Here is a 26,829-nt window from a genome sequence, read left to right on the forward strand (position 1 = left end):
CATAAACATATAATGGTTTCCCCTTTGTTTCGTTGTTTTCTATTTTAATTCGACAACTGTTACGCCTAGGCCTCCCTCGCCCATGTCGCCGTAACGGAAGGTTTTTACACCGCGATGCTTCTTCAAGTAATCTTGTACACCTTGGCGAAGTGCTCCTGTCCCCTTACCGTGAATAATTGATACGCGAGGATAGCTTGCAAGCTGGGCATCGTCTAAGTATTTCTCAACGCGCGCCATTGCATTTTCAAATCGTTCACCACGAAGGTCAAGTTCTAATGAAACGTGATAGTCTCTACCTTTTACCGTTGCAACTGCTTTTTTCTCTGTTTGCTTCGGTGTGTTAATGTATTCCATGTTAGATTCTTTTACTTTCATCTTCAGAATACCGATTTGTACGCTCCACTCAGTATCGCTTACTTTTTCAAGTAATTGACCTTTTTGACCGAACGTTAATACTTTTACTTCATCACCTGCACGTAACTGTTGCTTCGGCGCAGTGTTTTTCACGTTTACTTTTTGTTTCTTAACAAGCTCTGGTGCTGCGCCTTCTAGACGGCTCTTCGCTTCAATTAACTCGTGATCTTTCACGTTTGCAAGCTGTGCTTTACGCAATTGACGAAGTTCTTGAATAATGCCTTCTGCTTCTTTCTTTGCAGCTTCGACTTTTTCTTCCCCTTCTTTTTGCGCTTTTAATAATCGTTCATCGCGATCTTCGTTAAATTCAATGATTTGACGTTGTAATTCACGATGAAGTTTTTCAGATTGTTTGCGAAGTGCTTCTGCTTCGTTCCAGTCACGCTCTGCGTTCTTCTGGCTTTCTTCTAACTTCGCAATCATATTTTCAATTTTATTCGTATCTGTACTAATGTGGTTGCGTGCTTGGTCAATAACGCGATCAGATAATCCAAGACGTTTCGAAATTTCAAAGGCATTACTACGTCCTGGTACACCGATTAATAATTTATAAGTTGGACTTAATGTATTTACATCAAACTCAACACTCGCATTAATAACTTGCTCACGGTTATATCCGTATGCTTTTAATTCTGGATAATGCGTCGTTGCAACAACGCGAGCACCGCGATTACATACTTCATCTAAAATCGAAATTGCTAGTGCAGCCCCTTCTTGTGGGTCTGTTCCAGCACCTAATTCATCGAATAAAACTAAGCTTTCAAAATCAGCTTTTTCTAAAATATCAACGATGTTCACCATATGTGAGGAGAACGTACTTAAACTTTGTTCAATCGATTGCTCATCACCGATATCAGCAAATATATTTTTAAACACACAAATCTCTGACTCATCCATTACTGGAATGTGAAGACCAGATTGCGCCATTAAAACACAAATACCAACTGTTTTCAGCGTAACTGTTTTACCACCTGTATTCGGTCCTGTAATAACAATTGTCGTGAAATCTTTACCTAACATAATGTTATTTGGCACAATAATTTCTGGATCGATTAGCGGATGGCGAGCTTGTCTTAAATCCATATAACGCTCGTTATTTACGATTGGTTTCGTTGCTTTAATTCGCTTTGCATAAAAAGCTTTCGCAAAAATGAAATCAAGATTCGCAACTACTTCTACGTTTGATAAAACGATATCGGCTTCTACTGCCACTTCTTCTGTTAACATCAATAAGATGCGTTCGACTTCTTGTTTCTCTTTCACACGAGCTTCTTGCAGTGCGTTATTTAATTCTACAATGACTTGCGGTTCAATAAATAACGTTTGTCCAGAAGCTGATTGATCGTGAACAATACCACCATATACGCCGCGGTATTCTTGTTTTACTGGGATTACGTAACGTTCGTTACGAATCGTTACAATCGAGTCAGACAGCATCTTTTGCGCATTTGAAGAGCGCGTCATATTTTCTAATTTTTCACGAATACGGCTTTCCGCAGTACGAATTTGAGTACGAATACCACGCAATTTATCACTTGCGCTATCGACTACTTCACCGCCGTCACCGATACAATTTGTAATTTTCTTTTCTAAATCATATAAAGATACAATTTGAGCGACGTGAGTTTCTAAAATCGGAAGCTCGACACCGTTATCAGCCATATCTTCAATGAAACGTTTCATATTACGACTACCATACATCGTATTCGCAATATCAAGTAATTCATTTGGACTTAACATACTCCCAATTTTTGCACGCTTCACATTTGAGCGAATATCCGTAATACCACCTAATGGTGCACTACCTTTTAAACGAATAACTTTCGCTGCTTCATCCGTTGTATCTTGCATTTCTACAATTTCTTCAAAATCAGTGCTCGGCACTAAATGCTTCACTTTGTCACGGCCAAGTGAAGAGGCTGTATGTTCAAGTAATTGTTCTTTTACTTTATTGTATTCTAATACACGCAACGTTCTTTCTAACATGTTGCAGGTCCCCCTTGCGTTACTTATTACGTTTAATATAGTCTAATAAACGTTCAATATCCCATGTGTTAATCACGTTATCTTTTTGAATCCAACCTTTACGTGCTGCTGCTACACCTGTTTCCATATCTTCTAACATTTCAAGTGTATGAGCATCTGTATTAATCGCTACTTTTACACCAGCATCTTGTGCTTGTTTTAATAATTTAGCGCTTAAATCTAGACGGTTCGGATTCGCATTTAATTCTAAAACTGTATTTGTCTCTTTTGCGAGTTCAATTAATAAATCTGTATCTACATCATAACCCTCACGGCGCCCGAGAAGACGTCCTGTCGGATGAGCAATCATTGTGACATGTTTATTCTCAAGTGCAGTACGCAGACGCTTCATGATCGTTTCACGGTCTTGTGAGAAGCTAGAGTGAATCGCTCCAATGACATAGTCTAATTCTTCTAATACTTCATCATCAAAATCAAGCGAGGCATCTGGTAAAATGTCCATTTCAATTCCGCGTAAAATTGTAATGTCTGGATACTTTTCATTCATACGTTCAATTTCTTTCGCTTGCTCACGAAGACGCTCTTTCGTTAAACCATTCGCTACTTTTAAGTATTGCGAGTGATCAGTAATCGCCATAAACTTATATCCACGAGCACGGCACGCTTGTACCATTTCTTCAATAGAAAAAGCACCGTCACTCCAAGTTGTATGCATATGTAAATCACCTTGTATATCGGAAAACTGAATTAAGTTCGGATACTCTTTAATTAATTCAATTTCTTTTCCATCTTCACGCACTTCTGGCGGAATAAATGGTAGACCGAAATGAGCAAAGAAGTCTTCTTCAGTCTCAAATGTTTTCACTTCACCTGTTTCTAAGTTCTCTACACCGTACTCACTAATTTTCTCGCCTTTATCTTTTGCGATTTGACGCATTTTTACGTTATGGTCTTTTGATCCTGTGAAATGGTGAAGTGTTGTAATAAACTCTTCTGGTTTTACTAAGCGGAAATCGATTGAAATATCATATTCATATTGAAGACGAACAGAAACTTTCGTATCCCCACTTGCGATTACTTCAATCATATTATCAAATTGTAGTAAATGCTCACGTACCGCTGCTGGTTCTGTCGTTGCAATGATAAAATCTAAATCTTTCACTGTTTCACGAACACGGCGCAAACTACCAGCGCGAGAGAAACGAATTACTTCAGCAATATTCGACAATTTCTCCTCTATTTCCCCGGCAATAGGCAATACCATCGCAATTGGTAAACGCTCTGGACGAGAGCCTACTTGATCGATTGCTTCTAATATTTTCTCTTCTGTCTTCTTACCGAAACCAGCTAAAGCTTGTACTTTATTTTCCTCACAAGCAGCTTTTAACGTCTCCATATCAATAACGCCTAGCTCTTTATATAACTTAGCCACCTTTTTACCACCAAGACCTGGTAGTTTTAATAACGGCAATAAGCTACTCGGTACTTCTTTTTCAAGTTCTTGTAATACTTCAGATGTTCCCGATTCTATATATTCTTGAATAACGGCTGCTGTTCCTTTTCCGATGCCCGGAATCTTTGTGAAATCTTCAATCTCAGAAAGACTACGATCGTCACTTTCTAATGCTGCTGCCGCTTTACGAAATGCAGATATTTTAAATGGATTCGCACCCTTTAGTTCCATAAAAAGCCCGATTGTCTCTAATAATTTGATAACTTGTTTTTTATTTACTTTCATCATTACCCCGCCTTTCTTTCATAGAAAAAAACTTCTCTTTCCGAAAAAAGAGAAGTTATACTCTGCTACCTGTCTGCCATAGTTCCTTCACCTTTTCAGATAGAATCGGTGTATCGTCTACAATTATTTTGCTAATTGATGATTTTTGTAATGGTGTTTGTACTTGTTCAATCGGAAGAATGTTTCCAATGATAATTAAGACAAACAAAACAATATATACTTCTAAAAATCCGAGGATTGCCCCCGCAAACGCATTTACTTGCTTTAAAACCGGTATTTCTGCAAACATATTTAACAAATTACCAAGTAATGAAAGTGCTATTTTTGTAATAATAAACAATATGATAAACGCAAGCGCTTGATAAAATACTGTCTCAATATTATTTGCATCAATCCATTCTGGAACAGATACGTTTTTATCAAATGGATACGGAATAAATTTCGCAAGTGCTGGCGCTAAATCTTTACAGTACCAGTATGCAACAAGGTATGCGATAATAAAGCTTGTTAACTTTACAAGTTGCAGAATAAACCCTCTGCGTAAGCCGAGGAAAAATCCCATAACAAGCAGTAAAATGATAATAATATCAATCATGTTATTCCATTCCTTTTTTTGTCATACTTTCTTTCAATTTCTCATGTTCTTCTTTTAATTTTATGTAATCGTGTATGACGTTTACCGCCGTCAATACCGCTAGTCTACTCGTGTCAAGCGAAGGATTCTTGGCATTGAGTTCGCGCATTTTATCATCCACAATCGCTGCTACCATGCGGATATGACTTGTACTTTCATCGCCAACAACTGAATATTGCTGACCATAGATTTCTACATTAATTCGACTTTTCTTTCCCTTTTGTTGTGACAACTCACCGGCCTCCAATCACGTACAGAATCCTAAAGTTTATCATACCATGAACCTTCATAATATGGAAACAGAAAGAACAATCCGATATGATAAAAATAACAATATAAAAAAAGGGGCGACCATTATGTCAAATTCTATCGTAATTCAAACAAATTCTACAGTAATTGAAGACATGAAACAACAATATAAACATTCACTTAGCCCGAAAATTCCACAAGGCGGAATCTTCATGGCAAAGGTGCCATCTTGCACGATTACAGCGTATAAATCTGGAAAAGTAATGTTCCAAGGAGGCCGCGCTGAAGCAGAAGCTTCTCGTTGGCAAACTGTCTCTCACGCGCCGAAAACAGCTGTAAAAAAATCTGTCGATTCACACCGTTATGCGCCGCCTGCTTCCATCAGTACAATGTCTATTGTAGGGTCTGATGAAGTTGGTACTGGTGATTTCTTCGGACCAATGACAGTCGTTGCTGTATATGTGGATGCGAAGCAAATTCCACTACTAAAAGAACTTGGTGTAAAAGACTCTAAAAACTTAAATGACGATCAAATTACTGCCATTGCGAAACAACTTCTACACGTTGTTCCTTATAGCTCTCTTGTCCTTCATAACGAAAAATATAACGAGCTATTTGATAAAGGAAACAACCAAGGTAAGCTAAAAGCTTTACTACATAATAAAGCTATTACAAACTTATTAGCTAAAATGGCACCTACAAAACCTGAAGGCGTCTTAATCGACCAATTCACACAACCTGATACATACTACAAATATTTAGCAAAACAAAAACAGGTACAGCGTGAAAATGTTTATTTCGCTACGAAAGGTGAAAGCGTCCATTTAGCAGTAGCCGCTGCTTCTATTTTAGCTCGCTACTCATTCGTAAAACAGTTTGACGAACTAAGTAAAAAAGCTGGTATGCCACTTCCGAAAGGTGCTGGTAAACAAGTTGATATCGCTGCTGCTAAATTAATTCAAAAGCTTGGTAAAGAACGATTACCCGAGTTTGTGAAACTGCATTTCGCTAATACGGAGAAGGCGCTTCGCTTATTAAAATAGTATCGACAAAAACAGGAGCCTACAAACTCCTGTTTTTTGTTTCATCCTACTATTGTCCTTATAGTTTTGTTATAATTATAATATACAGATTATTCTAACATAGGAGGAGATCTACATTGCTACTTCTACAAATGATTCTAAATATTTTACTAGGCGATCCACACGAAAGACAGTTCGAAATTAGAGAAAACATTCAGCTACTAAGTGAACAACCAGCGTTCAACGATTTAATAGAGCGTTATGGTCGATCTTTCTTATTAAACTTTCGGATTCGAAGATTTATCGGGAAACACGATGCACGCTTGTTAATACATAATCCAGCAAAACTACAACACTTCTGTGAAGAACTTGAATGTATGATTAGAAAAAGGAGGTTTTTCATATGAACGCTGTAAAAGTTAAAAAGGTACTATATGCTTTCGTACACCTCATAGGCCCACTTTCTTACCTCACTATTTCTATCATTTGGGGAGCTTTTTTCACTACTAAATCCACATTCGAAAATATATATGATAATCTTGGCGTGATGGCCATCTATTACGTGTTCATAAGTTTACTGTGGTTTTTCTATTTAGATCGATTAGACAAAGACATAAATAAGATTACAAAAGAAATTAACGATAATAAGATGTAACACATAACAAAGGAGAGCCCTTAAGACTCTCCTTTGTTATGTTAGCTTCGTTTCTGCTTCTTATTTGATGAAGATACTTTATGAGAACCTGTTTCATGTGTCGTCGTTCCTTGTCCTTCAACTTCTGGAGAACCTAGGCCCGATCTTGAATGATCTTTTTTCACTTTTTTACTCATTTATATTCACCCCTTCGCGTTACTTTTTGCTACGAGGGAATAAACTATACAATATGTAAAATAAAAAGCGAGAGGAAATCCTCTCGCCTTTTTTCATATTTTAGAATTCAGAAGAACCTGGAGTTCTTGGGAATGGAATTACGTCACGGATGTTAGCCATACCAGTGATGTACATTAGGAAGCGCTCGAAACCTAGACCGAATCCAGCGTGTTTTGTACCGCCGTATTTTCTAAGTTCTAAGTACCACCAGTAGTCCTCTTCGTTCATACTTAATTCTTTAATTCTGTCTACTAAAACGTCCATTCTTTCTTCACGTTGGCTTCCGCCGATTAATTCGCCGATGCCAGGAACTAGAAGGTCAGTAGCAGCTACTGTTTTACCGTCTTCATTTAAACGCATGTAGAATGCTTTAATGTCTTTCGGATAGTCAGTTACGAATACAGGGCGTTTGAAGATTTCTTCTGATAAGTATCTTTCGTGCTCTGTTTGTAAGTCGATTCCCCATTCTACTGGGTATTTGAAGTCAGCACCTGATTCTTGAAGCACTTTAATTGCTTCTGTATATGTGATGCGACCGAAGTCAGAGTTGATTACGTTGTTCATGCGCTCTAGAACTGTTTTATCAACGAAGCTGTTGAAGAATTCCATTTCTTCTGGTGCATGCTCTAATACGTATTTCATTGCATATTTCAGCATATCTTCTGTAAGGTTCATTACGTCACCTAGTTCAGCGAATGCAATCTCAGGCTCAACCATCCAGAACTCAGCAGCGTGACGAGTTGTGTTTGAGTTTTCTGCACGGAATGTAGGTCCGAATGTGTATACATCACGGAATGCTAATGCATAAGCTTCAGCGTTCAGCTGTCCACTTACTGTTAAGTTTGTTTCTTTACCGAAGAAGTCTTTTGACTCATCAACTTTTCCGTCTTCACCTTTTGGTAGGTTATTTAAATCTTGCGTTGTTACGCGGAACATTTCGCCAGCACCTTCTGTATCACTACCAGTGATGATTGGTGTGTGGACATGTACGAATCCACGCTCTTGGAAGAATTGGTGAATCGCAAATGCTGCGATAGAACGTACGCGGAACGTTGCAGAGAATGCATTTGTTCTTGGACGTAAGTGAGCGATTGTACGTAAGTATTCAAACGTATGACGCTTCTTTTGAAGTGGGTAATCAGAATCTGATAAGCCCTCGATATCAATTTTTTCTGCTTTAATTTCAAATGGTTGCTTCGCTCCCGGCGTTGCAATTACTTTACCTTCTACTTTAACTGAAGAGCTAAGTGGAAGTTTTGCAATTTCTTTGAAGTTCTCTAATTCTGTATCGAAAACGATTTGAACGCTTTTGAAGAAGCTACCGTCGTTTAATTCGATGAAACCAAATGCTTTTGAATCACGTAAGTTACGAATCCACCCTGATACTTGTACTGTTTGATCTGCATACTTTTCTGTATCTCTATACAGACTTTTTACTAATGTGTTTTCCATAGTGAAATTCTCCTTTGCTCATATATTTAAATACAAAAAAACCTTTCATCCATAAAGGGACGAAAGGTTAAACTTCGCGGTACCACCCAATTTGTCATAAAGACCAACTTTAACTCGTATGTAATACATACTTCCCGGTTTGTAACAGGCCGGATTCCCGTCTAAGTCTACTCTTGAATACAAAATTCAATTTCGGTTAGCAACTCCAAGGTGTTCTTCACATATACCGCCTCATCAGGCTCTCACCGTCCCTGACTCGCTTTGGATTATAGTATATACTACTTTTCCTTATCATCGTCTTTCATTTTGTTAAACTAAAATTAATGTACTACATTCGAGAGAAAGATGCAAGGTGTCGGAAAATATATGAGCGATTTTTGTAATATATCGACTTACCGACAGTGTCCGACAACCAATCCAATAAAAAAATTGCCGGAATGAATCCGGCAATTTTCTAATTACTTACGTAACTCCGCACCGAATTTCTCTTCTACCGTTGTTAGTACACGGTTATGTGCTTCTGTTACTTCTTCGTCTGTTAATGTACGTTCTGCATCGAAGTAAGTCATAGAGAATGCAAGTGATTTCTTGCCTTCTTCCATTTTTTCACCTTCGTATAAGTCGAATAGTGTTACGTCTTTCAGAAGTTCTCCGCCAGCTTCAGCAATGACTTGCTTCATTTCACCAGCTTTTGTTTCTTTTGTTACTACAACAGCCATGTCACGTGTCATAGATGGGAAACGTGGAATTGCTGAGTAGTAAGTTTCCTCAGCGTCTGCACCGAATACTTTTACAAGAGATAATTCAAATACGAATGTATTTTTCACATCTAATTGTTTTTCTGCTTCTGGGTGCAATTGACCGATGAAACCAATTACTTCGCCATCTAATACGATGTCAGCTGTACGGCCTGGGTGCATACCTTCACGTTTTGCCGGTGCATATGTGATTTGATTTGAAACGCCAAGCACGTCGAATAGTCCTTCTAGTACACCTTTCACAACGAAGAAGTCTACTACTTTCTTCTCACCTTGCCATGCATGGTGAAGAGCAAGACCTGTCATAACACCTGCAAGATGTTGTTCTTCTTTCGGAAGTTCTCCTTCTTCTGTCGGTAAGAAGATAGAACCTACTTCGTATAAAGCAACGCTGTCGTTTTTACGAGCGACATTGTATGAAACTGCTTCTAGTAATTGCGGTACTAAGCTTAAACGAAGTTGGCTACGTTCTTCACTCATTGGAAGTGCAAGACCTACAGGCGCCTTTTCGTTTGGCTCAACCATATATTGTTTCGCTTTGTCAGCGCTTGTTAATGAATACGTAATTGCTTCATATAAACCAGCACCCTCTAAGAAGCGGCGTACTTTACGACGTTTCGTTTGTGCTGATGTTAATTTACCACGAGTCATCGTTCCAGAAGGTAATGTAACTGGAATGTGGTCATAACCGTATAGACGGCCCACTTCTTCTACTAAGTCTTCTGAAATTGTAATATCAGGACGACGTGCTGGTACATTTACATGGAATGTTCCTTCTACTTCTGTAAATGGGAATTTCAAGTTTGTGAACATTGTACCCATTTCACTCGCAGAAATATTTGTACCTAATACACGGTTTACTTTTTCAGCAGTAACAGATACTGTACGCTCTTGTACTTGTAAGTTGTCAGCTTCTACTACACCTTCAAGTGCTTCACCGCCAGCATATTTCGCCATTAAAGCAGCTGCGTGTTGAATTGCTTCAAATGTACGTGTTGGATCGATTCCTTTTTCGAAACGTGCACTTGATTCACTACGAAGACCTAAGTCTTTTGATGTACGACGTACTGTTTGACCTGCAAAGTATGCAGACTCAATTAGAACGTTTACTGTCTCATTTGTAACTTCAGAATCCGCCCCGCCCATTACACCAGCAACAGCTAAAGCTTTCGTGCCGTTTGTAATTACAAGATGGTGGCTTTGTAATGTACGCTCTTGATCATCTAACGTTTCAATTTTTTCGCCTTCTTTTGCAAGACGAACAACGATTTCTTTTGAACCTAATTTATCGTAATCGAATGCATGTAACGGCTGACCGTATTCCATTAAAATGTAGTTTGTAATATCAACTACGTTGCTAATTGGACGAATGCCAGCTGCCATAAGACGAGTTTGCATCCACATTGGTGATGGACCAATCTTTACGTTTTTAACCATTTTTGCAATGTATAACGGGTTTTCTTCTTTCGCTTCTACACTTACAGAAATATAATCAGAAGTTTTTTCTGCTGTTTCTTGTAAGTCGATAGCTGGAAGTTTTACTTCGCGGCCATAAATAGCAGCTACTTCATATGCAACACCTAACATGTTTAGGCAATCTGCACGGTTTGGTGTTAAACCAAGCTCAAGTACTTCATCGTGTAAGTTTAAAATTTCAAGTGCATCTGCACCAACTTCAGCGTCACTTGGGAAGATGAAGATACCATCTGCATATTCTTTTGAAACTAACTTTCCATCAATGCCAAGCTCTTGAAGAGCACAAACCATACCGTGAGAAGCTTCACCGCGTAGTTTTGCTTTTTTAATTTTGAAGTTACCAGGAAGTACAGCACCAACTTTTGCAACTGGTACTTTTAAACCTTTTGCAATGTTAGCAGCTCCACAAATAATTTGAACTGGCTCTTCTTCACCGATATCGATTAAGCATTTGCTTAATTTATCAGCTTCTGGGTGTTTTTCACATTCTAATACGTGACCAACTACAACACCTTTTACACCTTTATTTAATACTTCAACGCCTTCTACTTCAATACCACTTTTCGTGATTTTGTCTGCTAGTTCTTGTGCTGTTACATCTTTAATATCTACATACTCTTGTAACCAACGATATGATACGAACATATTTATCCTCTCCTTCCCTTACGCTCGTTTGAATTGTTGTAAGAAACGTACATCATTTGTATAGAAATGACGAATGTCATCTACTCCGTATTTCAACATTGCGATACGCTCTGCGCCCATACCGAATGCGAAACCTTGATATTCTTTTGAATCATAACCAGCCAGTTCAAGTACGTTCGGGTGAACCATACCTGCGCCTAGAATTTCAATCCAGCCAGTTCCTTTACAAGTGCCGCAACCTTTGCCATGACACATCATACAAGAAATATCCATCTCTACAGATGGCTCTGTGAATGGGAAGAAACTTGGACGAAGACGGATTTCACGATCTTCACCGAACATCTTTTTCACGAATACTTGCAGTGTACCTTTTAAGTCACTCATACGAATGTTTTTATCAATTACAAGACCTTCAATTTGCATGAACTGATGTGAATGCGTCGCATCGTCGTCATCACGGCGATACACTTTACCAGGACAAATAATTTTGATTGGGCCTTTTTCTTTATTATTTTCCATCGTACGTGCTTGCACAGAAGATGTATGTGTACGTAGTAACGTTTCTTCTGTAATGTAGAATGTATCTTGCATATCACGCGCTGGGTGATCTTTCGGTAAGTTTAGTGCTTCGAAGTTGTAGTAGTCTTTTTCTACTTCTGTTCCTTCAGCTACTTCATAACCCATACCGATGAATACATCTTCAATTTGCTCAACAACAGCTGTTAACGGATGGTGACAACCTGTTTCAACAGGACGACCTGGCAGTGTAACATCGATTGTTTCAGTAGCTAATTTCGCTTCGATTACTGCTTTTTCTAAGTTACTAATTTTGTCATCTAAACGCGTTTGAATCGCTTCACGCACTTCATTTACTAATGCTCCCATACGTGGACGCTCTTCTGCTGACAATTTTCCCATGCCGCGTAATACTTCTGTAATTGGGCCTTTTTTTCCTAAATACGCTACGCGTACGTCGTTTAAGCCCTTTAGCTCTTTCGCTTCTTCAATAAGCTCTAACGCTTTTTGCTTTAGCTCTTTTAAACGTGCTTCCATTTTGGAACCCTCCTAATTTTAAAAATAAAAAAACCTCGCTCCCAAAAAGGGACGAGGTAAATTCGCGGTACCACCCTAAATTGACAGAACAAGTCTGCCCACTCATTAGTTATAACGATCAATTCTGACCGGAACGCCTTTACATATACATGGTCCTGGCGTCAACTCCAGAGGTGAATTCACTTCCGTCTACCATAAGAATGCTTTCAGTCTACGGCACTCTCTCCCTATATGGCGATTTTGTAAGTTACTCTTCTCTATCAACGTTTTTCGTTATTTAACTTTTAATATAATGTACTTCAACTTATTATAAGAAGTTTTTTATTTGTTCGCAACCGGGCTTTGCAAATAATACGTTAAAATCCCTGCTGCAACCGCAACATTTAATGATTCTGCCCCGCCGTAAATCGGAATATACAAGTTTTGATCCGTTTTTGCAAGAATTTCTTGGCGTACGCCATTTCCTTCATTTCCTACAATTAATGCAAAACTGCCAGCCGGCGTTACTTCACCATACGGAACTCCATTTTCAAGAGCTGTTCCATATACAGGAACGTTGTTTTCTTTTAACTTGTCTACCCATTCTTCTAAGTTCCCTTTTACAATTGGTAAGTGGAAAATAGAGCCTTGTGTAGAGCGGAGTACTTTACTATTGTAAACATCAACACAACCTTCTCCAAGCACAACGGCGTGAATACCAGCTGCATCAGCTGTACGAATAATTGTTCCTAAATTACCTGGGTCTTGCAGGCCATCTAATAAAAGGAATTTCCCATCAGTAAGAGCTACTTCTTTCTCATGCTTCTCACAAACAGCAAATACACCTTGTGTCGTTTCTGTTTCACGAAGTATTTTGACAATCGCCTCAGGTACAATATACATTTCCACATCATTAACTGTCCAATCTTTCGGAAGGTCTGTCTGATCTGAAACGATAAGTTCTGTTACAATTCCTGCCTTCAAAGCTTCCTCGACTAAGTGGAATCCTTCTACAAAAAATAAACCTTTTTTATCGCGTTCTTTTTTCGTTTGCAGCTTTTTCCACTGCTTTACACGCGGATTTTGTACTGAATCAATGTTTTTCATAATATGTATTTCCCTCTCTTCTTGTCTTATCATTATAGCCTATTTTTCATACATATTTACATAAAAAAGAACAAAAACTAACGTCAGTTTCAATTCTGAAGAAGAGGTGAAAGCAATGAGTTTTAATTTACGCGGTGCTGTATTAGCGAATGTATCTGGAAATTCACAAGATCAATTACAAGAAACAATCGTCGATGCAATTCAAAGCGGTGAAGAAAAAATGCTTCCAGGTCTTGGCGTTTTATTTGAAGTCATTTGGAAAAACGCTGATGAAAATGAAAAGCACGAAATGTTAGAAACACTAGAGCAAGGATTAAAAAAATAAGCAATTTGAAAATCACCTTTGCATAAGCTAAGGTGATTTTTTTGCAGAAATTTTTTTTCTTCTCCTAAACATTTCTACTTTACTAACGAACTATGATGGAGTACAATGTTCAAAATACATTTAAACCGATCGATTTTTCTTCATATACACCATAAGATAAAAGGAGTGAATGTTTTATGCACCGTATTACGCTTGAACAAATTTTTAAACACCACATTACACAAAAATACGTAAACCGTTCTGGAATGGTCCACGCGATTGCTGTCGCTTACCATGCGTTTCACCTAGCCAAAAAGCATCACGCCTCAGTCGATGCTGCCACAAAAGCTGGCTTCCTTCATGATATTGGACATCATACGTGGTACACAGGCGGCGAATGGGATTATGACTTATATAAAAAGAATGATATCCATGCAATTAAAGGTGCTGAAAGAGCACATAAATTACTTATTAGATTAGGAGAACATCCAAAACTAGCAAAAGAAATTTCTATTGCAATTCTTCTTCATACAGATTCTTTCTTAGTGGAACAAGAAATTGAAAGAACATCTCTTCAAAATATTATTAAATGGGCAGACGAAGCAGATGAAGAACCGGGCGGAGCGCATCATTATCGAACAATTTCTTATGAAAAAGCACTTAAAGCAATTCAGCAATTAGATCGATTGGTAGAGCGTGAATTGCAAATAGAGCAAGCAAAATTGAATAACAAGACAGAACATAGTTATCAATGAGAAAGAGGCATCACTACAGGGTGATACCTCTTTTATTATTTTATGGAAAATACACCTTTATATGTAATATTTAAATATTACGCCTGAAAACAAAATGCCTTATAATTAAATATACAAATATAAAGAGGTGATTCTACATATGCAACCCGCTACACAACTTTCTAATGAACAGAAATACTCTATGTCATGGGGACAATTTATTAGCTCCGTTGTATTCGCTTTTTTCGGAACCGGACTTATTACTGTGTTCCTCGCAATGCCCTTAACAATTTATACAGCCGGTCTTACAGATAAAAAACAAATTGCCCTGTATGAATCTATCGTAAATACTGCAAGTATTGTATTACAGCTAGCCGTGTTGTTATTCTTCATTTTTAAATTCGAACCCGCAAAAAAATTACTACTACAATCATTTAACTTTAAAGCACTGAGAGAATGGCGTACATACGTATACTTACTTCTTTTCTTCGCTATAAACATTTTACTTAATTACATCTTGTTAAATTATGTGTTCCAAGACGCAACAAAGCAGCAATCTTCCGCACTAAACTTAGATGTCTTTAAGCAGTATCAAATATTATTACTTCTGGGCTTTGCAATACTCACACCAATTTTTGAAGAGCTTATTTTCCGTGGCTTTATACTTCGCTTTTTCTCAGAACGCTTTCCATTTTGGATTGCAGCGATTATAACAAGCTTCTTCTTCGGTATCGCTCATACATACTCACTTGGCGTAATGGTCATTACTTTCTTCATGGGATTATTAATGGCTATTTTATGTAAAAAAACAAAATCCATTATTCCAGCTATGTTATTTCATATTATGAATAATTTGTTGGCATTCTTGAATTAGAAAGAGGTATCCTCACGATACCTCTTTTATTAATTCGTATGATCACTTCTCATCTCTATCAATTTATACATATTTATTAATAATATCCAAAATAAACCTCATGTAGTAAAATATAACTTAATTCATATAAAGGAGTTTACATATGTTCAGTGTTATTTGGATGCTTTTCACGCCACTTCTCTTACTATGCGGGATTGCTGGTGGAATTTTTTTAATAGTAACAGGAATTAAATATCGGAAATTACTCGTTGGTTTAATGGGGCTACTTAGCCTATCCTTTGTCACACTACCTTTTGTTTTTTTAAGTATAGGAATTAATATGGATACAATCTTCCCCATTCCAACTGCTCTATACTGGACCCTATTTTCTTTAACTGGATTATTAGCTGGATTAAGTGGATTACAAGCAAAGATTAAAAGTATCCGTAATATGGGATTCATTATTTTTATCGCTGGTATATTAGGAGTTATCTTCTGGTTACTCATGACTGTGGGTGATTCATACTATATATAATATTTTTTGAAACTCACAAATCGGAGGTAACACAGAAGTGTTCGGAATATTAACTTGGATGATTTTAGCTCTTACTTTAATGGTATGCGAATTCATCGTTGGCATTTTTTTAATTATTTTTGGTATTAAATGTCGTAAATCATTTACTATTATAGCTGGTTTCATTAGCATATCTCTTATCGTTTTTCCTATCATTTGTATAGGTTATGGAATAGACTTAGAGGGGATGATTCCAATTTCAGGAACTTTATATTGGGGTCTCTTCTCTTTAGCTGGACTATTAGCTATTATAAGCGGCAGACAAATATCAAGTATTCGTGCTATGGGAACAATTTTGTTTATAACAGGGCTGTGCTCCGTAGCTGGTTACCAGCTTTTATATTTAACTGCATAAAGAACACAAAAAAGCAGGGAATTTAATTCCCTGCTTTTCTATTTGGTTTATTGCCTGATGGTAAGAAGAACGATAACACCCAAGCAATCCCTGCGAGTATCGTTGCAATTAAGAAGGCATCGTTAATACCGTTAATTGCAGATAGCTTTGAAATTTGTCCATATAATAGTTGTGTGCTCATCGCGTCTCCTGCTTGAGCTGATCCAGCTAAGGCCGCTAAACTTTGCCCCATGCCGTGTATTTTATCAACTAAAATTGGGTTTGATGTTGTTAACATGTTGCCGTAATCTGCTACGTGAGCAGTCGTTTGTTGCGTCATAAGTGTAATTAAAATCGCTGTTCCGATTGAACCCGCTACTTGTCTTGACGTATTTTGCGTTGCTGTACCGTGAGAAATTAATTTCATCGGCAGCGCATTCATACCAGCCGTCATAATTGGCATCATAATGAATGACATACCAATTGAACGTATAATATAATCCGTCATAATAACGCTATACGGTGTATCCATCGATAATTTTGTAAATTCATATGTCGCATACGTCGTAATTGCCAATCCAATTATCGCTAATGGACGAATGCCATATTTATCGAATAATTTACCCGCTACTGGTCCCATGATCCCCATAATTAATGATCCTGGAAGAAGTAGTAAACCAGATTCAATTGGCGTAAAGCCACGAATGTTTTGCAGATATACTGGAAGCAATAACATACCTCCGAATAATGCCATCGTAACGATTGCGTTAATTACTAAAGTGAAAGTAAATACTGGATATTTAAATACTTGTAAATCAAGCATTTTATTGTCCGTTGTTAACTCTCTCCAAATAAATAACGCTAAACCAATTACACCAATGATAAGTGAAATAACAACTTCTGCACTAGTCCAACTATTATTTCCAGCCTCACTAAATCCGTACAGCAAGCTTCCTAGCCCAATACTTGAACTAACAACACCAAATACATCTAATTTTGTTTTAGACACTGGCTGAGCTAGTGTAAAGAATTTTAAAGATAGGAACGTAATAATTAAACCGATAATAAACATCGCATAGAACATTAAGTTCCAGCTGTAATTTTCAATTACCCAACCTGTTACAGTCGGTCCGATAGCTGGAGCTAAAATCATCGCTACACCTAGTAACCCCATCGCTGCTCCGCGCTTATGAGGCGGGAACAATGTCATAAAGATATTCATACCAACCGGCATTAAAATACCCGCACCAACTGCTTGAATTACGCGGCCCGTCATCATCATCGTAAAGTTTCCGGAAGTAGCACAAATGATAGATCCTACCGTGAAGAATAACATTGCTGCTACGAATAATTTACGATACGTAAATCGTGAAACTAAAAATGCACTAATCGGTACTAAAATACCATTTACAAGCATGAAGCCTGTAATTAACCATTGTGCTGTTGAAGTTGATACGTTAAATTCATTCATTAACGGAGGTAATGCAACGTTAATGATTGTTTGGTTTAAAATAGAAACGAACATGCCGAGAATTAATACAGCTACAACTGCTTTTACGTTCACATTCTCTACAGGCGTAGACATTTGTTTTTTCGGCACTTCTTTTTCTTGTTTTACTTCTTCTTGCTTTCCTGTTTCTAACTCAACTACATTAGAAATTTCCGATTCTTGCTTTCGTTCAATTTCTTTCTCTTCTGTTTCAACTTTACTTATTTCTATTTTACTTACGGCTGGGACTTGTTCTTCTCCCATTTTCGTTTTTTTCTTTCGTAAAAGACGATTTACAAGGAAGAAGACGATTATACAAAATAGTGCATATCCTGCAATTACAATTGAGGACATCTCATCTCCCCCTTACTTATGAATACGAACTGTCACATTCATGCCAGGAACAATATTTACTGATTTGCTATGATCTAAAGAAATTTTAACTGGTACTACTTGTGTTACTTTCGTATAGTTCGCTGTTGCGTTGCTTGATGGCAACATAGAGAATGTATTCGCTGTTGTTAAGCCAACTTGTTCTACTTTTCCTGTTAACGTTGTATCTGGGTATGCATCTACATACACATCTACATCTTGACCTTTTTGAACATCATCAACATCTGTTTCTTCAATGTTTGCTGTTACCCATAAATTGTTCATATCGAACGCGTAAGCAATCGGGCTACCAGCTCCAACGAAAGCATTTGTTGTTGCGTTTGATTGTACAACCGTTGCATTTTGTGGAATTGTTACATCTACTGTTTGTTCTCCATTAGCTGCCGCTACAGTAACAGTACCTAGTTTATCGTTCTCATTATAATTTTTTCCTACTTCAGCTTTCCAGTCAGTTAGTTTACCTGCTACTGGTGAAGCAACCGGAATTACCTTCCCATCAATCTTTGCATTGTCTGTTTTTAAGTAATTTTCCGTTTGGTTGTAATAGTAATAACCGCCAATACCGCCGCCAACTAGTACAATTAATGTGATAATGTTGATAATTACCATTCTTCGAAACTGATTCATTGCATTCCTCTCCTTATATCGCATATAATTTTTTTCTAAACTATTTATGTCCTTATTGTTTAGATTGTTTAATTGTTAATTATATTAACCTTTTAACAAAAAAATCACACCATCTGCAGCGTAAATCGAAATTTATCTACCTGCGAGCGGTGCTGATTTCTGAAGGACTATCGTTTATAATTATAAATAATTATTTTGAATCTACAACCGACAATTTACGTATGAAATGTTGCTTAAACAACAATATAATACCAATATGTTGTTTAAGTATAGAAAATTAAACGAGGAGAAGAAAAATGTCTATTAAAAATACAAATGATCCACGTGTAAAGCGAACGAGACAACTCATTCAGGATGCTTTTGTCGCTTTAGTAGGCGAAAAAGGCTTTGAAAATGTAACTGTGCAACATATCGCAGAACGCGCTCCTGTAAATCGCGCTACATTTTATAGCCATTACCATGATAAATATGACCTATTAGACAAAAGTATTGAAGAAATGTTAGAGAAGCTAGCAGAAGTAATTAAACCGAAAAATAGAAATAAAGAAGATTTTCAACTTACATTTGATTCACCTCACCCTACATTTTTGGCTTTATTCGAACATATCGCAGAAAATGTAAACTTTTATAACGTTATGCTTGGGGATAAAGCTGCCGGAAACTACTCTTATAAAATGATGAAAACAATACAAGTGCATTTAACATTAAGCTTGTCTATTTCACAACCAGATGATGAAGATCTTATGGTTCCTCGTGATATTTTGATTAGTTATGTGACAGGGGCTCACATCGGAATGATTATGTCATGGTTAAAAAGAGGAATGATATATACTCCGCATTTTATGGCGATGCAATTAACTCGTTTAATTATTTTAGGCGCTCATACTGCAGCAGGATTAGAACGGCCTTTTTAAACATAAAAAAGCGAAGGAGAATCTCCTTCGCTTTTTCTATTAATTAAATGTAATGTTATGTACAGCCTCTTTATCAAGACGTTTAATAACTTCTACAATTAACTTTACTGCATTTTCATAATCATCACGGTGTAACATTGCCGCATGAGAATGGATATAGCGCGTTGCAATTGTAATTGCCATAGAAGGAATACCATTTACAGCAATGTGAATCGCACCCGCATCCGTTCCTCCGCCCGCTACTGAATCATATTGATACGGGATTTGTAATTCATCAGCAACATCAACTACGAAATCACGTAAACCTGTATGTCCAATAACAGAAGCATCATATAAAATGATTTGTGGTCCATCGCCCATTTTACTTTGCGCTTCTTTTGACGTTACACCCGGTGTATCTCCAGCGATACCAACATCTACTGCGAACGCGATATCTGGTTTAATATAATTCGCAGATGTTTTTGCGCCACGAAGACCAACTTCTTCTTGTACAGTTCCAACGCCGTATACAACATTTGGATGCTTTTCATCTTTTAATTGTTTTAATACGTCAATTGCAATTGCACAACCGATTCGGTTATCCCATGCTTTTGCAAGTAACATTTTTTCATTCTTCATCACTTGGAATTCAAAGTAAGGTACAACTTGATCTCCTGGTCGTACGCCCCACTCCATTGCTTCTTCTTGGCTAGAAGCACCGATATCGATGAACATGTCTTTAATTTCAACTGGCTTTTTACGAGCTTCTGGAGGTAAAATGTGCGGTGGTTTTGAACCAATTACACCTGTTACATCTCCTTTACGCGTTACAATCGTCACGCGTTGCGCAAGCATAACTTGTGACCACCAGCCACCAACCGTTTGGAAGCGAAGGAAACCTTTGTCATCGATTTGTGTAATCATAAATCCAACTTCATCCAAATGACCTGCAACCATAATTTTCGGGCCGTTTTCTTCCCCTACTTTTTTTGCAACTAAACTCCCTAAGTTATCAGTAGAAAGTTCGTCCGCAAACGGCTCGATATATTTCTTCATTACTTCACGTGGTTCACGTTCATTACCAGCAATACCACGTGCATCCGTTAATTCTTTTAGCATTGTCAATGTCGCGTCTAATTTTGTCATTGCCAACACCCTCCTTTTTCTTCAGTCAATTCATTATACAATAATTAAATTGAAATATTCAAAAATTAAATTAGTATCCTTGTGTTTGACGCTGATGATTTACTTCATTTTTATCTAAATATGCTTTTTCAATCTCTTCTTGCTCAAATTCAAGTGCTTGTCCAAGTCGAAGATAGCTCGTAAATAATTCAATATAGTTTGTAATAGATGGTTGATCTGTAAAACGAATTACTTTCGCATATGTGTCTAAGAAAATTTCCACTTGTGTTTTATTCGTTTGTGCACATTTATAGAATAGGAAGTTTTTATCAATACCTAAATCAATTCCGATTGATAAAATAAAATGCAAACCATCTACGTACTCTTCTAATATCACTTCACGCTCCGAAGCTGGTTTGTTGCTCCAATATTTAAAACAACGTGTTTCATTTGCAAGTTCTCCAATTTCTACAAGAAGAGCTAACATTTTTTCTTTTAACAATTTTTTCGGTTGTAAGTCATGTTCTTTTGCAATACGGTCATCTAATTCTTTTTGTAATTTAAATAGTTGTAGTAAGTCCATTCTATTGTCCTCCTCCAACATCGCATTTTACGCAACAATGTTGTTTCATCTCAAAGTTCATTATTATGTTTCAGTTCTTATGAATAAGTCAGCTATCTACCTCTTTATAAAATAGCTTGTCCTTAATTTACAAATACGTTTCAGTCATCGCTCTTAAATTGTTCATCTGATGAAAGTTCCATATCATCTTTCCATTATAGCAGTGTCGTTTCGGCTAGGAAAGATACTCTTCTTTCCAAAAGAGCAGAATTAAAAAAAGCCAGGAGTATTCTCCTGACTTCATATGTATATTCTTCTATACTGCTATAACTTTTATATTGATTTTGTCATATTGATAACGACATAGTCGTTAATCTTTAGAATTTCTTTCACTTCTAACTTCTATTTGAATACAAATAAAAAACCTTAGAAGAAAATTCTTCTAAGGTTTCAACTAATTAATTAGTTAATGTTGTTTTTTGCAACTGTTGCTAATTCAGCGAAAGCTTTTTCGTCATGAACAGCTAAGTCAGCAAGCATCTTGCGGTTAACTTCGATGCCAGCATTTTTAAGACCGTGCATTAAGCGGCTGTAAGAAAGACCATTCATACGAGCTGCTGCGTTGATACGTGTAATCCATAATTTACGGAAGTCACGTTTCTTTTGACGGCGGTCACGGAATGCATACATTAGAGATTTCATAACCTGTTGGTTAGCAACCTTGAATAATGTATTTTTTGAACCGTAGTAACCTTTTGCTAATTTAATTACTTTTTTACGACGTTGACGAGTAACTGTACCACCTTTTACTCTTGGCATAATATTACCTCCTAATTGTTCTATATATCAGCCGAACTTATTTTAAGTTGTCAAGCATTTGACGAATGCGTTTGAAGTCACCAGCGCTTACTACACCAGCTTTACGTAGTTTACGTTTAGCTTTTGTAGATTTGTTAGCGAATAAATGGCTTGTGTAAGCGTGAGAACGTTTCAGTTTACCTGATCCAGTCTTTTTGAAACGCTTTGCAGCGCCGCGATGAGTTTTTTGTTTAGGCATAGGTATTTCCTCCTCTATCTATTACTTATCGTTTTTCGGTGCTAAAACTAAGAACATACTGCGTCCTTCCATTTTAGGCTTAGATTCAACTGTACTAACTTCAGCACAAGCTTCTGAGAAGCGATCTAAAACACGTTGACCGATTTCTTTATGAGTAATGGCACGTCCTTTAAAGCGAATTGACGCTTTAACCTTGTCGCCTTTCTCTAAAAACTTGATAGCATTACGAAGTTTTGTGTTAAAGTCGTGTTCATCAATTGTTGGACTTAAACGAACTTCTTTCATGCTAATTACTTTTTGATTTTTGCGCTGCTCTTTTTCTTTCTTCTGTTGCTCAAAGCGGAATTTACCGTAGTCCATAATGCGGCATACTGGCGGTTTCGCATTTGGAGCAACTAATACTAAATCAAGATTAAGATTTGCAGCTAAGTCTAAAGCGTCATTACGAGACTTGATTCCAAGTTGATCGCCATTTGCGCCAACTAAACGTACTTCACGTGCACGAATTTGCTCGTTAATCATCATATCCTTGCTAATAGTAAGCCACCTCCAAGGTTTTCTCAGAACATATTTTGTAGTCATAGAACCCGAACAAAAAAAGTGCGGGCATACGACACCCACACTTGTAAAATCTTAAGTAAGAAATACATTTACCTGTTAACTGCGAATGCGTCCATCAGGTGAGAAGCGGGTGCTTCTACTTGTTCCACAAAACAATATTCTATTATCCTTGATGAGTTTATCATAGGACATGACGTCTGTCAAGAAGACGCGATGTGTTTTACTAACAACAAGAAATATTGTAACAAACAACTAACATACTTGCAATACTTTTTTATGATAAGTGTTACATGGTTATTTTTTCTAATTTCTCTCGAGTATATTACATAAAAAAGCCGCGGTATACCGCGGCTTTTTCTTATCGTTTTCCTTCTACTTTAATCATGTCAACAAAAGCATCTAATGCGATTGTTTCTGATTTTTGTTCACCATATTTACGTACGTTTACGCCGTTTTCAGTTACTTCATTGTCACCTACTACAAGCATGTACGGAATTTTTTGCATTTGTGCTTCACGGATTTTGTAACCGATCTTCTCTTCACGAGTGTCTAATTCAACACGGATACCAGCACGACGCAATTCGTCTTGTACTTTCTTCGCATAGTCTAAATGTACTTGCGGAGAAACTGGAATTACTTGTACTTGAACTGGAGCTAACCATGTTGGGAATGCACCTTTGTATTCTTCAATTAAGAAGGCAACAAAACGTTCCATAGTTGATACAACACCACGGTGAATTACAACTGGACGATGTTGTTTACCGTCTTCACCAACGTATGATAATTCAAAGCGTTCTGGAAGTAAGAAGTCTAATTGTACAGTTGAAAGTGTTTCGTCTTTTCCAAGAGCAGTACGAACTTGAACATCAAGTTTTGGACCGTAGAATGCCGCTTCACCTTCAGCTTCATAGTAATCAAGACCCATTTCATCCATAGCTTCTTTTAACATACCTTGTGCTTTTTCCCACATCTCATCATCCGCATAATACTTTTTAGTATCTGCTGGGTCGCGGTAAGATAGACGGAATGAGTAGTTCTCTAAACCGAAATCTTTGTACACTTCTAGAGTTAAGTTTACAACACGTTTTAACTCTTCTTTAATTTGATCTGGACGAACGAAAATGTGCGCATCGTTTAAAGTCATTCCGCGTACACGTTGTAATCCAGATAACGCACCTGACATTTCATAACGGTGCATTGTTCCAAGTTCTGCAATACGGATTGGTAATTCACGGTAGCTGTGAATATCATTTTTATAAACCATCATATGATGAGGACAGTTCATTGGACGAAGAACTAATTCTTCGTTATCCATTTCCATTGATGGGAACATGCCATCACGGTAGTGGTTCCAGTGACCAGAAGTTTCATAAAGCTCTCTGCTCCCTAGTACTGGAGTATATACGTGATCATAGCCTAAGCTTGCTTCTTTATCAACGATGTAACGCTCGATAATGCGGCGGATTGTTGCACCTTTTGGTAACCAAAGTGGTAAACCTTGTCCTACTTTTTGGCTATTAGTAAATAGTTTTAATTCTTTACCTAATTTACGGTGATCGCGCTCTTTCGCTTCTTCAAGCATACGTAAGTGCTCATCTAATTCTGCTTTCTTAACGAATGCAGTACCGTAAATACGTTGTAGCATTTTATTATTGCTATCGCCGCGCCAGTAAGCACCTGCAACGCTTAATAATTTAAACACTTTAATTTTCCCTGTAGATGGAAGGTGAACACCACGACAAAGGTCGAAGAATTCGCCTTGCTCATAGATTGAAATAACTGCATCTTCTGGAAGATCGTTAATTAAATCTAATTTTAACTCATCGCCGATTTCTTCAAAGCGACGAATTGCTTCTGCACGTGGTACTTCATGACGAACGATTTCTAAGTTCTCGTTCACGATTTTTTGCATTTCTTTTTCGATTTTCTTGAAGTCTTCAACTGTAATTGCTTCTTCCATATCAATATCGTAGTAGAAGCCATTTTCAATTACTGGACCAATGCCAAGCTCAACCTTAACATCTTTATATAAACGTTTTAACGCTTGTGCTAAAAGGTGGGCTGTTGAATGGCGTAAAATATATAGGCCATCTTCAGAATCTAATGTAATGATAGAAACTGCACCATCTTCTTCGATTGGTGTAACAAGATCGATCATCTCATCGTTTAATTTTCCAGCTACAGCTTTTTTCTTTAAGCCTGGGCTAATAGAAGCTGCGATTTCTTCAGTTGTTACGCCTTTTGGAAACTCCTTCACAGCTCCATCAGGGAAAGTAATTTTAACTACATCTGCCATCACTGGTCACTCCTCTTTTTCTCAAAATAAAAAACACTCATCCCGTAAAAAGGGACGAGTGTTGAATTCGTGGTTCCACCCTTGTTCCAATTAACATAATTGTTAATTGCTCAAGTTCAACATAACGGTGTTGTCCGTTAGCAATTACTAGAAAAACCGTTCACTGCTAAAGTTTAGAGGTGGTAAGTAATAATCCCGTACTAGGAAGCTCACACCCTAAGGCTTCCCTCTCTGAAAATCGTAGAAAACTACTCATGTCCTCATCATGACATTTCAATATATTTCATTTATGTAGGTAATTATATGCTCAAAAACTTAGAAAATCAAGGGCGTTACCTTTATTTTTTAAATTTTTCACATTGCGCTCAAAATCATGTAATCCATGTAATTGGACCCGTTCTTGGAACACATTTCGCAAAGTAATAATCATATTATGGTCTTGTTCTTTCGTATATAAATAAATCTTTTTAGGCGAAATAGAAAGAAGCGGCGCAATTACTTTCGTATCAATATATACATCATTTTGCTTTAATAATTCCTCATCTATATATTGGACCAACTTCTCCTGTTTTAAACGTCTACCTTTATCATCATAAAAGATAAAGCTTTCATCAAAAATAAGATGCACGCAAGACAAACGTGATTTACGGCTACTTACTTGTTGCCGAAGCGTCTCAATGAACATTTGGTATTCTTGCTCCATCTTATATTCATCAATTGCCACTTCCGCAAGTTTAGCCACCATTTCCCTATATGTACGAAGACGAAAACGGATATATGATGAAAACGAGAATGAGAGCGGATCACAAAGCCAATTATTTAAAGAAGACTTAATATATGACTCAAATGCGTTACGCGTTAAATCCTGAGCTACACCTTTTCTTCTTCCCTTTAAAATCTCATGTGCCATGTGCAATATTTGATGACACTCTTCTTGTTCTTCATAAAAAAACTTTTCTTTTAAAATCGTATAAATCCACTCATTTTGTTTCACATTCACAATGAAATACACCATTACTGGCAATAAGATTTTTTCAATATAATTCGATTCACGTACTGGTATGTGAATCACCACTTTTTGTTCCTGTAAATACACACTCGTTTCCTTATATAACACTTCCGCTCTTTTCAGCAATTGTCTATATACGTGCATAGCATCATTTTTTTCTTCGAAGCAAATTTCAATCACTTTTGTCCCCCCTTTTATCCCCGCTCTAAAGGACTGTATCTATACGTTACAAATCCTATAAGAGTCCGTCCCGCGTGAATTTCACTCTTAGTAGAATCACATTTCCTATCGTTAGAAAATCCACTCAATATGGCTTGCTAATTTTATATATATTAAGGGAGGGAGAAAAAAATGATACAAGCTACTATGAATTTTTATTGTATACTTTACTTATCAATAAAAGGGGGTATCTGAATGTTTGAATATAAATTCGTAAAAGTCGAATTACATTGGGGGTTCACTCGCTCAAAACCAGCTGAAGACTACCAAGAAATTATTCAAGAACATGCTAGAGATGGCTGGAGGTTCGTACAGATTGTTGCCCCTACGTTTGGCAGTTCTGGACAACCTGAATATTTCGATCTCATATTCGAAAAGAAAATATCACTATAATACAAAAAAAGAGCAAGCTGAG

At 37.2% G+C, this 26,829-nt stretch carries 28 protein-coding genes and 4 other annotated features; of the genes, 10 read left to right on the forward strand and 18 right to left on the reverse strand.

The window, feature by feature from the left end; genetic code table 11:
- Positions 1-39: 39 nt before the first annotated feature.
- The 4 genes from BHV55_RS22730 to zapA are packed head-to-tail and all read right to left on the reverse strand — an operon-like array spanning position 40 to position 5,004.
- Complete coding sequence (locus BHV55_RS22730) at positions 40-2,400, reverse strand: endonuclease MutS2 (RefSeq protein ID WP_000893716.1); 2,361 nt, start codon at positions 2,398-2,400, stop codon at positions 40-42.
- A gap of 19 nt (positions 2,401-2,419) precedes the next feature.
- Positions 2,420-4,138, reverse strand: a complete 1,719-nt coding sequence (polX, locus tag BHV55_RS22735; protein ID WP_000867517.1) for a DNA polymerase/3'-5' exonuclease PolX — start codon at positions 4,136-4,138, stop codon at positions 2,420-2,422.
- Between the two features lie 55 nt (positions 4,139-4,193).
- The gene (locus BHV55_RS22740; RefSeq protein ID WP_000565412.1) at positions 4,194-4,733 is read right to left on the reverse strand and encodes a CvpA family protein; all 540 of its coding nucleotides are present in this window, start codon (positions 4,731-4,733) and stop codon (positions 4,194-4,196) included.
- 1 nt (position 4,734) lies between these two features.
- Positions 4,735-5,004: a cell division protein ZapA gene (gene zapA / locus BHV55_RS22745; RefSeq protein ID WP_000082701.1), complete on the reverse strand. Its 270-nt coding sequence runs from the start codon at positions 5,002-5,004 to the stop codon at positions 4,735-4,737.
- Positions 5,005-5,128: 124 nt separating this feature from the next.
- Here zapA and rnhC point away from each other — a divergent pair, with 124 nt between their 5' ends.
- The 3 genes from rnhC to BHV55_RS22760 all read left to right on the forward strand — a co-directional run bounded on the left by rnhC (position 5,129) and on the right by BHV55_RS22760 (position 6,698).
- Positions 5,129-6,064, forward strand: a complete 936-nt coding sequence (rnhC, locus tag BHV55_RS22750; RefSeq protein ID WP_000071566.1) for a ribonuclease HIII — start codon at positions 5,129-5,131, stop codon at positions 6,062-6,064.
- A 116-nt stretch (positions 6,065-6,180) separates the two neighbouring features.
- The gene (locus BHV55_RS22755; RefSeq protein WP_000925537.1) at positions 6,181-6,450 is read left to right on the forward strand and encodes a hypothetical protein; all 270 of its coding nucleotides are present in this window, start codon (positions 6,181-6,183) and stop codon (positions 6,448-6,450) included.
- Positions 6,447-6,698, forward strand: coding sequence for a hypothetical protein (locus BHV55_RS22760; protein ID WP_070756981.1), 252 nt, complete (start codon positions 6,447-6,449; stop codon positions 6,696-6,698). Before BHV55_RS22755 ends, BHV55_RS22760 begins: the two co-directional genes overlap by 4 nt.
- Positions 6,699-6,739: 41 nt before the next feature.
- Here the strand turns inward: BHV55_RS22760 and BHV55_RS22765 are convergent, their stop codons facing one another.
- The 5 genes from BHV55_RS22765 to BHV55_RS22785 all read right to left on the reverse strand — a co-directional run bounded on the left by BHV55_RS22765 (position 6,740) and on the right by BHV55_RS22785 (position 13,417).
- Entirely contained in the window at positions 6,740-6,874 is a 135-nt protein-coding gene (locus BHV55_RS22765) for a YuzL family protein (RefSeq protein WP_000039590.1), read from the reverse strand.
- 100 nt (positions 6,875-6,974) lie between these two features.
- Positions 6,975-8,366: an asparagine--tRNA ligase gene (asnS, locus tag BHV55_RS22770; RefSeq protein ID WP_000432178.1), complete on the reverse strand. Its 1,392-nt coding sequence runs from the start codon at positions 8,364-8,366 to the stop codon at positions 6,975-6,977.
- A gap of 52 nt (positions 8,367-8,418) precedes the next feature.
- Positions 8,419-8,670 (reverse strand) — a binding site (T-box leader).
- Between the two features lie 154 nt (positions 8,671-8,824).
- Positions 8,825-11,245 carry a phenylalanine--tRNA ligase subunit beta gene (gene pheT, locus BHV55_RS22775; protein WP_000498191.1) on the reverse strand — a complete coding sequence of 807 codons (2,421 nt, stop codon included), beginning with the start codon at positions 11,243-11,245 and terminating at the stop codon, positions 8,825-8,827.
- Between the two features lie 18 nt (positions 11,246-11,263).
- Entirely contained in the window at positions 11,264-12,298 is a 1,035-nt protein-coding gene (gene pheS, locus BHV55_RS22780; RefSeq protein ID WP_070756982.1) for a phenylalanine--tRNA ligase subunit alpha, read from the reverse strand.
- Positions 12,299-12,342: 44 nt separating this feature from the next.
- Positions 12,343-12,571, reverse strand: a binding site (T-box leader).
- Positions 12,572-12,619: 48 nt separating this feature from the next.
- The gene (locus BHV55_RS22785) at positions 12,620-13,417 is read right to left on the reverse strand and encodes a TrmH family RNA methyltransferase (protein WP_001986644.1); all 798 of its coding nucleotides are present in this window, start codon (positions 13,415-13,417) and stop codon (positions 12,620-12,622) included.
- 82 nt (positions 13,418-13,499) lie between these two features.
- Between BHV55_RS22785 and sspI the strand changes: the two genes are divergently transcribed.
- The 5 genes from sspI (at position 13,500) to BHV55_RS22810 (ending at position 16,204) form a co-directional block, all read left to right on the forward strand.
- Positions 13,500-13,709 (forward strand): small acid-soluble spore protein SspI, encoded by a 210-nt coding sequence (gene sspI / locus BHV55_RS22790; RefSeq protein ID WP_000009509.1) that lies wholly within the window; start codon positions 13,500-13,502, stop codon positions 13,707-13,709.
- Between the two features lie 176 nt (positions 13,710-13,885).
- The gene (locus tag BHV55_RS22795; RefSeq protein ID WP_000554786.1) at positions 13,886-14,443 is read left to right on the forward strand and encodes an HD domain-containing protein; all 558 of its coding nucleotides are present in this window, start codon (positions 13,886-13,888) and stop codon (positions 14,441-14,443) included.
- Positions 14,444-14,582: 139 nt separating this feature from the next.
- Positions 14,583-15,296: a CPBP family intramembrane glutamic endopeptidase gene (locus BHV55_RS22800; protein ID WP_001182122.1), complete on the forward strand. Its 714-nt coding sequence runs from the start codon at positions 14,583-14,585 to the stop codon at positions 15,294-15,296.
- 142 nt (positions 15,297-15,438) lie between these two features.
- Entirely contained in the window at positions 15,439-15,810 is a 372-nt protein-coding gene (locus tag BHV55_RS22805; RefSeq protein WP_070179522.1) for a DNA-binding protein, read from the forward strand.
- Between the two features lie 37 nt (positions 15,811-15,847).
- Positions 15,848-16,204 (forward strand): ammonia permease, encoded by a 357-nt coding sequence (locus BHV55_RS22810; RefSeq protein ID WP_070756983.1) that lies wholly within the window; start codon positions 15,848-15,850, stop codon positions 16,202-16,204.
- Between the two features lie 22 nt (positions 16,205-16,226).
- Here the strand turns inward: BHV55_RS22810 and BHV55_RS22815 are convergent, their stop codons facing one another.
- A complete protein-coding gene (locus tag BHV55_RS22815; protein WP_000095272.1) occupies positions 16,227-18,026 on the reverse strand; it encodes a DHA2 family efflux MFS transporter permease subunit in 1,800 nt (599 codons plus the stop codon).
- 12 nt (positions 18,027-18,038) lie between these two features.
- Complete coding sequence (locus BHV55_RS22820) at positions 18,039-18,692, reverse strand: HlyD family secretion protein (RefSeq protein WP_001071419.1); 654 nt, start codon at positions 18,690-18,692, stop codon at positions 18,039-18,041.
- 296 nt (positions 18,693-18,988) lie between these two features.
- Here BHV55_RS22820 and BHV55_RS22825 point away from each other — a divergent pair, with 296 nt between their 5' ends.
- Complete coding sequence (locus BHV55_RS22825) at positions 18,989-19,606, forward strand: TetR/AcrR family transcriptional regulator (protein WP_000023661.1); 618 nt, start codon at positions 18,989-18,991, stop codon at positions 19,604-19,606.
- 39 nt (positions 19,607-19,645) lie between these two features.
- Here the strand turns inward: BHV55_RS22825 and BHV55_RS22830 are convergent, their stop codons facing one another.
- The 7 genes from BHV55_RS22830 to ytxC form a co-directional block, all read right to left on the reverse strand.
- A complete protein-coding gene (locus tag BHV55_RS22830; RefSeq protein WP_000163555.1) occupies positions 19,646-20,731 on the reverse strand; it encodes a M42 family metallopeptidase in 1,086 nt (361 codons plus the stop codon).
- Between the two features lie 70 nt (positions 20,732-20,801).
- Entirely contained in the window at positions 20,802-21,293 is a 492-nt protein-coding gene (locus tag BHV55_RS22835) for a dUTP diphosphatase (RefSeq protein ID WP_000365050.1), read from the reverse strand.
- A 441-nt stretch (positions 21,294-21,734) separates the two neighbouring features.
- Positions 21,735-22,091: a 50S ribosomal protein L20 gene (rplT, locus tag BHV55_RS22840; RefSeq protein WP_001138362.1), complete on the reverse strand. Its 357-nt coding sequence runs from the start codon at positions 22,089-22,091 to the stop codon at positions 21,735-21,737.
- Between the two features lie 37 nt (positions 22,092-22,128).
- Positions 22,129-22,329: a 50S ribosomal protein L35 gene (gene rpmI, locus BHV55_RS22845; protein WP_001125945.1), complete on the reverse strand. Its 201-nt coding sequence runs from the start codon at positions 22,327-22,329 to the stop codon at positions 22,129-22,131.
- 21 nt (positions 22,330-22,350) lie between these two features.
- Complete coding sequence (gene infC / locus BHV55_RS22850) at positions 22,351-22,854, reverse strand: translation initiation factor IF-3 (RefSeq protein WP_000973215.1); 504 nt, start codon at positions 22,852-22,854, stop codon at positions 22,351-22,353.
- Between the two features lie 63 nt (positions 22,855-22,917).
- Positions 22,918-23,038: a sequence feature (ribosomal protein L20 leader region), on the reverse strand.
- 210 nt (positions 23,039-23,248) lie between these two features.
- Positions 23,249-25,186 (reverse strand): threonine--tRNA ligase, encoded by a 1,938-nt coding sequence (gene thrS, locus BHV55_RS22855; protein ID WP_000786083.1) that lies wholly within the window; start codon positions 25,184-25,186, stop codon positions 23,249-23,251.
- Positions 25,187-25,233: 47 nt separating this feature from the next.
- Positions 25,234-25,462: a binding site (T-box leader), on the reverse strand.
- A 31-nt stretch (positions 25,463-25,493) separates the two neighbouring features.
- Positions 25,494-26,375 (reverse strand): putative sporulation protein YtxC, encoded by an 882-nt coding sequence (ytxC, locus tag BHV55_RS22860; RefSeq protein ID WP_000569629.1) that lies wholly within the window; start codon positions 26,373-26,375, stop codon positions 25,494-25,496.
- Positions 26,376-26,609: 234 nt separating this feature from the next.
- Here ytxC and BHV55_RS22865 point away from each other — a divergent pair, with 234 nt between their 5' ends.
- Positions 26,610-26,807, forward strand: coding sequence for a DUF4177 domain-containing protein (locus tag BHV55_RS22865; RefSeq protein WP_000464456.1), 198 nt, complete (start codon positions 26,610-26,612; stop codon positions 26,805-26,807).
- The last annotated feature ends 22 nt before the right edge of the window (positions 26,808-26,829 follow it).

The organism is Bacillus sp. RZ2MS9, from assembly GCF_001816185.2.
GTDB classification, from domain to species: domain Bacteria; phylum Bacillota; class Bacilli; order Bacillales; family Bacillaceae_G; genus Bacillus_A; species Bacillus_A cereus.

Bases quoted from the DNA above. Each gene is read 5' to 3' on its own strand.
- BHV55_RS22830 (WP_000163555.1), bottom strand. From the start codon at position 20,731: ATGACAAAATTAGACGCGACATTGACAATGCTAAAAGAATTAACGGAT.
- BHV55_RS22760 (WP_070756981.1), top strand. From the start codon at position 6,447: ATGAACGCTGTAAAAGTTAAAAAGGTACTATATGCTTTCGTACACCTC.
- BHV55_RS22835 (WP_000365050.1), bottom strand. From the start codon at position 21,293: ATGGACTTACTACAACTATTTAAATTACAAAAAGAATTAGATGACCGT.
- BHV55_RS22765 (WP_000039590.1), bottom strand. From the start codon at position 6,874: ATGAGTAAAAAAGTGAAAAAAGATCATTCAAGATCGGGCCTAGGTTCT.
- BHV55_RS22815 (WP_000095272.1), bottom strand. From the start codon at position 18,026: ATGTCCTCAATTGTAATTGCAGGATATGCACTATTTTGTATAATCGTC.
- rplT (WP_001138362.1), bottom strand. From the start codon at position 22,091: ATGCCAAGAGTAAAAGGTGGTACAGTTACTCGTCAACGTCGTAAAAAA.
- BHV55_RS22730 (WP_000893716.1), bottom strand. From the start codon at position 2,400: ATGTTAGAAAGAACGTTGCGTGTATTAGAATACAATAAAGTAAAAGAA.
- rpmI (WP_001125945.1), bottom strand. From the start codon at position 22,329: ATGCCTAAACAAAAAACTCATCGCGGCGCTGCAAAGCGTTTCAAAAAG.
- BHV55_RS22825 (WP_000023661.1), top strand. From the start codon at position 18,989: ATGTCTATTAAAAATACAAATGATCCACGTGTAAAGCGAACGAGACAA.
- rnhC (WP_000071566.1), top strand. From the start codon at position 5,129: ATGTCAAATTCTATCGTAATTCAAACAAATTCTACAGTAATTGAAGAC.
- BHV55_RS22805 (WP_070179522.1), top strand. From the start codon at position 15,439: ATGTTCAGTGTTATTTGGATGCTTTTCACGCCACTTCTCTTACTATGC.
- pheT (WP_000498191.1), bottom strand. From the start codon at position 11,245: ATGTTCGTATCATATCGTTGGTTACAAGAGTATGTAGATATTAAAGAT.
- thrS (WP_000786083.1), bottom strand. From the start codon at position 25,186: ATGGCAGATGTAGTTAAAATTACTTTCCCTGATGGAGCTGTGAAGGAG.
- polX (WP_000867517.1), bottom strand. From the start codon at position 4,138: ATGAAAGTAAATAAAAAACAAGTTATCAAATTATTAGAGACAATCGGG.
- infC (WP_000973215.1), bottom strand. From the start codon at position 22,854: ATGATGATTAACGAGCAAATTCGTGCACGTGAAGTACGTTTAGTTGGC.
- asnS (WP_000432178.1), bottom strand. From the start codon at position 8,366: ATGGAAAACACATTAGTAAAAAGTCTGTATAGAGATACAGAAAAGTAT.
- BHV55_RS22865 (WP_000464456.1), top strand. From the start codon at position 26,610: ATGTTTGAATATAAATTCGTAAAAGTCGAATTACATTGGGGGTTCACT.
- BHV55_RS22795 (WP_000554786.1), top strand. From the start codon at position 13,886: ATGCACCGTATTACGCTTGAACAAATTTTTAAACACCACATTACACAA.
- pheS (WP_070756982.1), bottom strand. From the start codon at position 12,298: ATGGAAGCACGTTTAAAAGAGCTAAAGCAAAAAGCGTTAGAGCTTATT.
- BHV55_RS22785 (WP_001986644.1), bottom strand. From the start codon at position 13,417: ATGATAAGACAAGAAGAGAGGGAAATACATATTATGAAAAACATTGAT.
- BHV55_RS22820 (WP_001071419.1), bottom strand. From the start codon at position 18,692: ATGAATCAGTTTCGAAGAATGGTAATTATCAACATTATCACATTAATT.
- BHV55_RS22740 (WP_000565412.1), bottom strand. From the start codon at position 4,733: ATGATTGATATTATTATCATTTTACTGCTTGTTATGGGATTTTTCCTC.
- sspI (WP_000009509.1), top strand. From the start codon at position 13,500: ATGAGTTTTAATTTACGCGGTGCTGTATTAGCGAATGTATCTGGAAAT.
- BHV55_RS22800 (WP_001182122.1), top strand. From the start codon at position 14,583: ATGCAACCCGCTACACAACTTTCTAATGAACAGAAATACTCTATGTCA.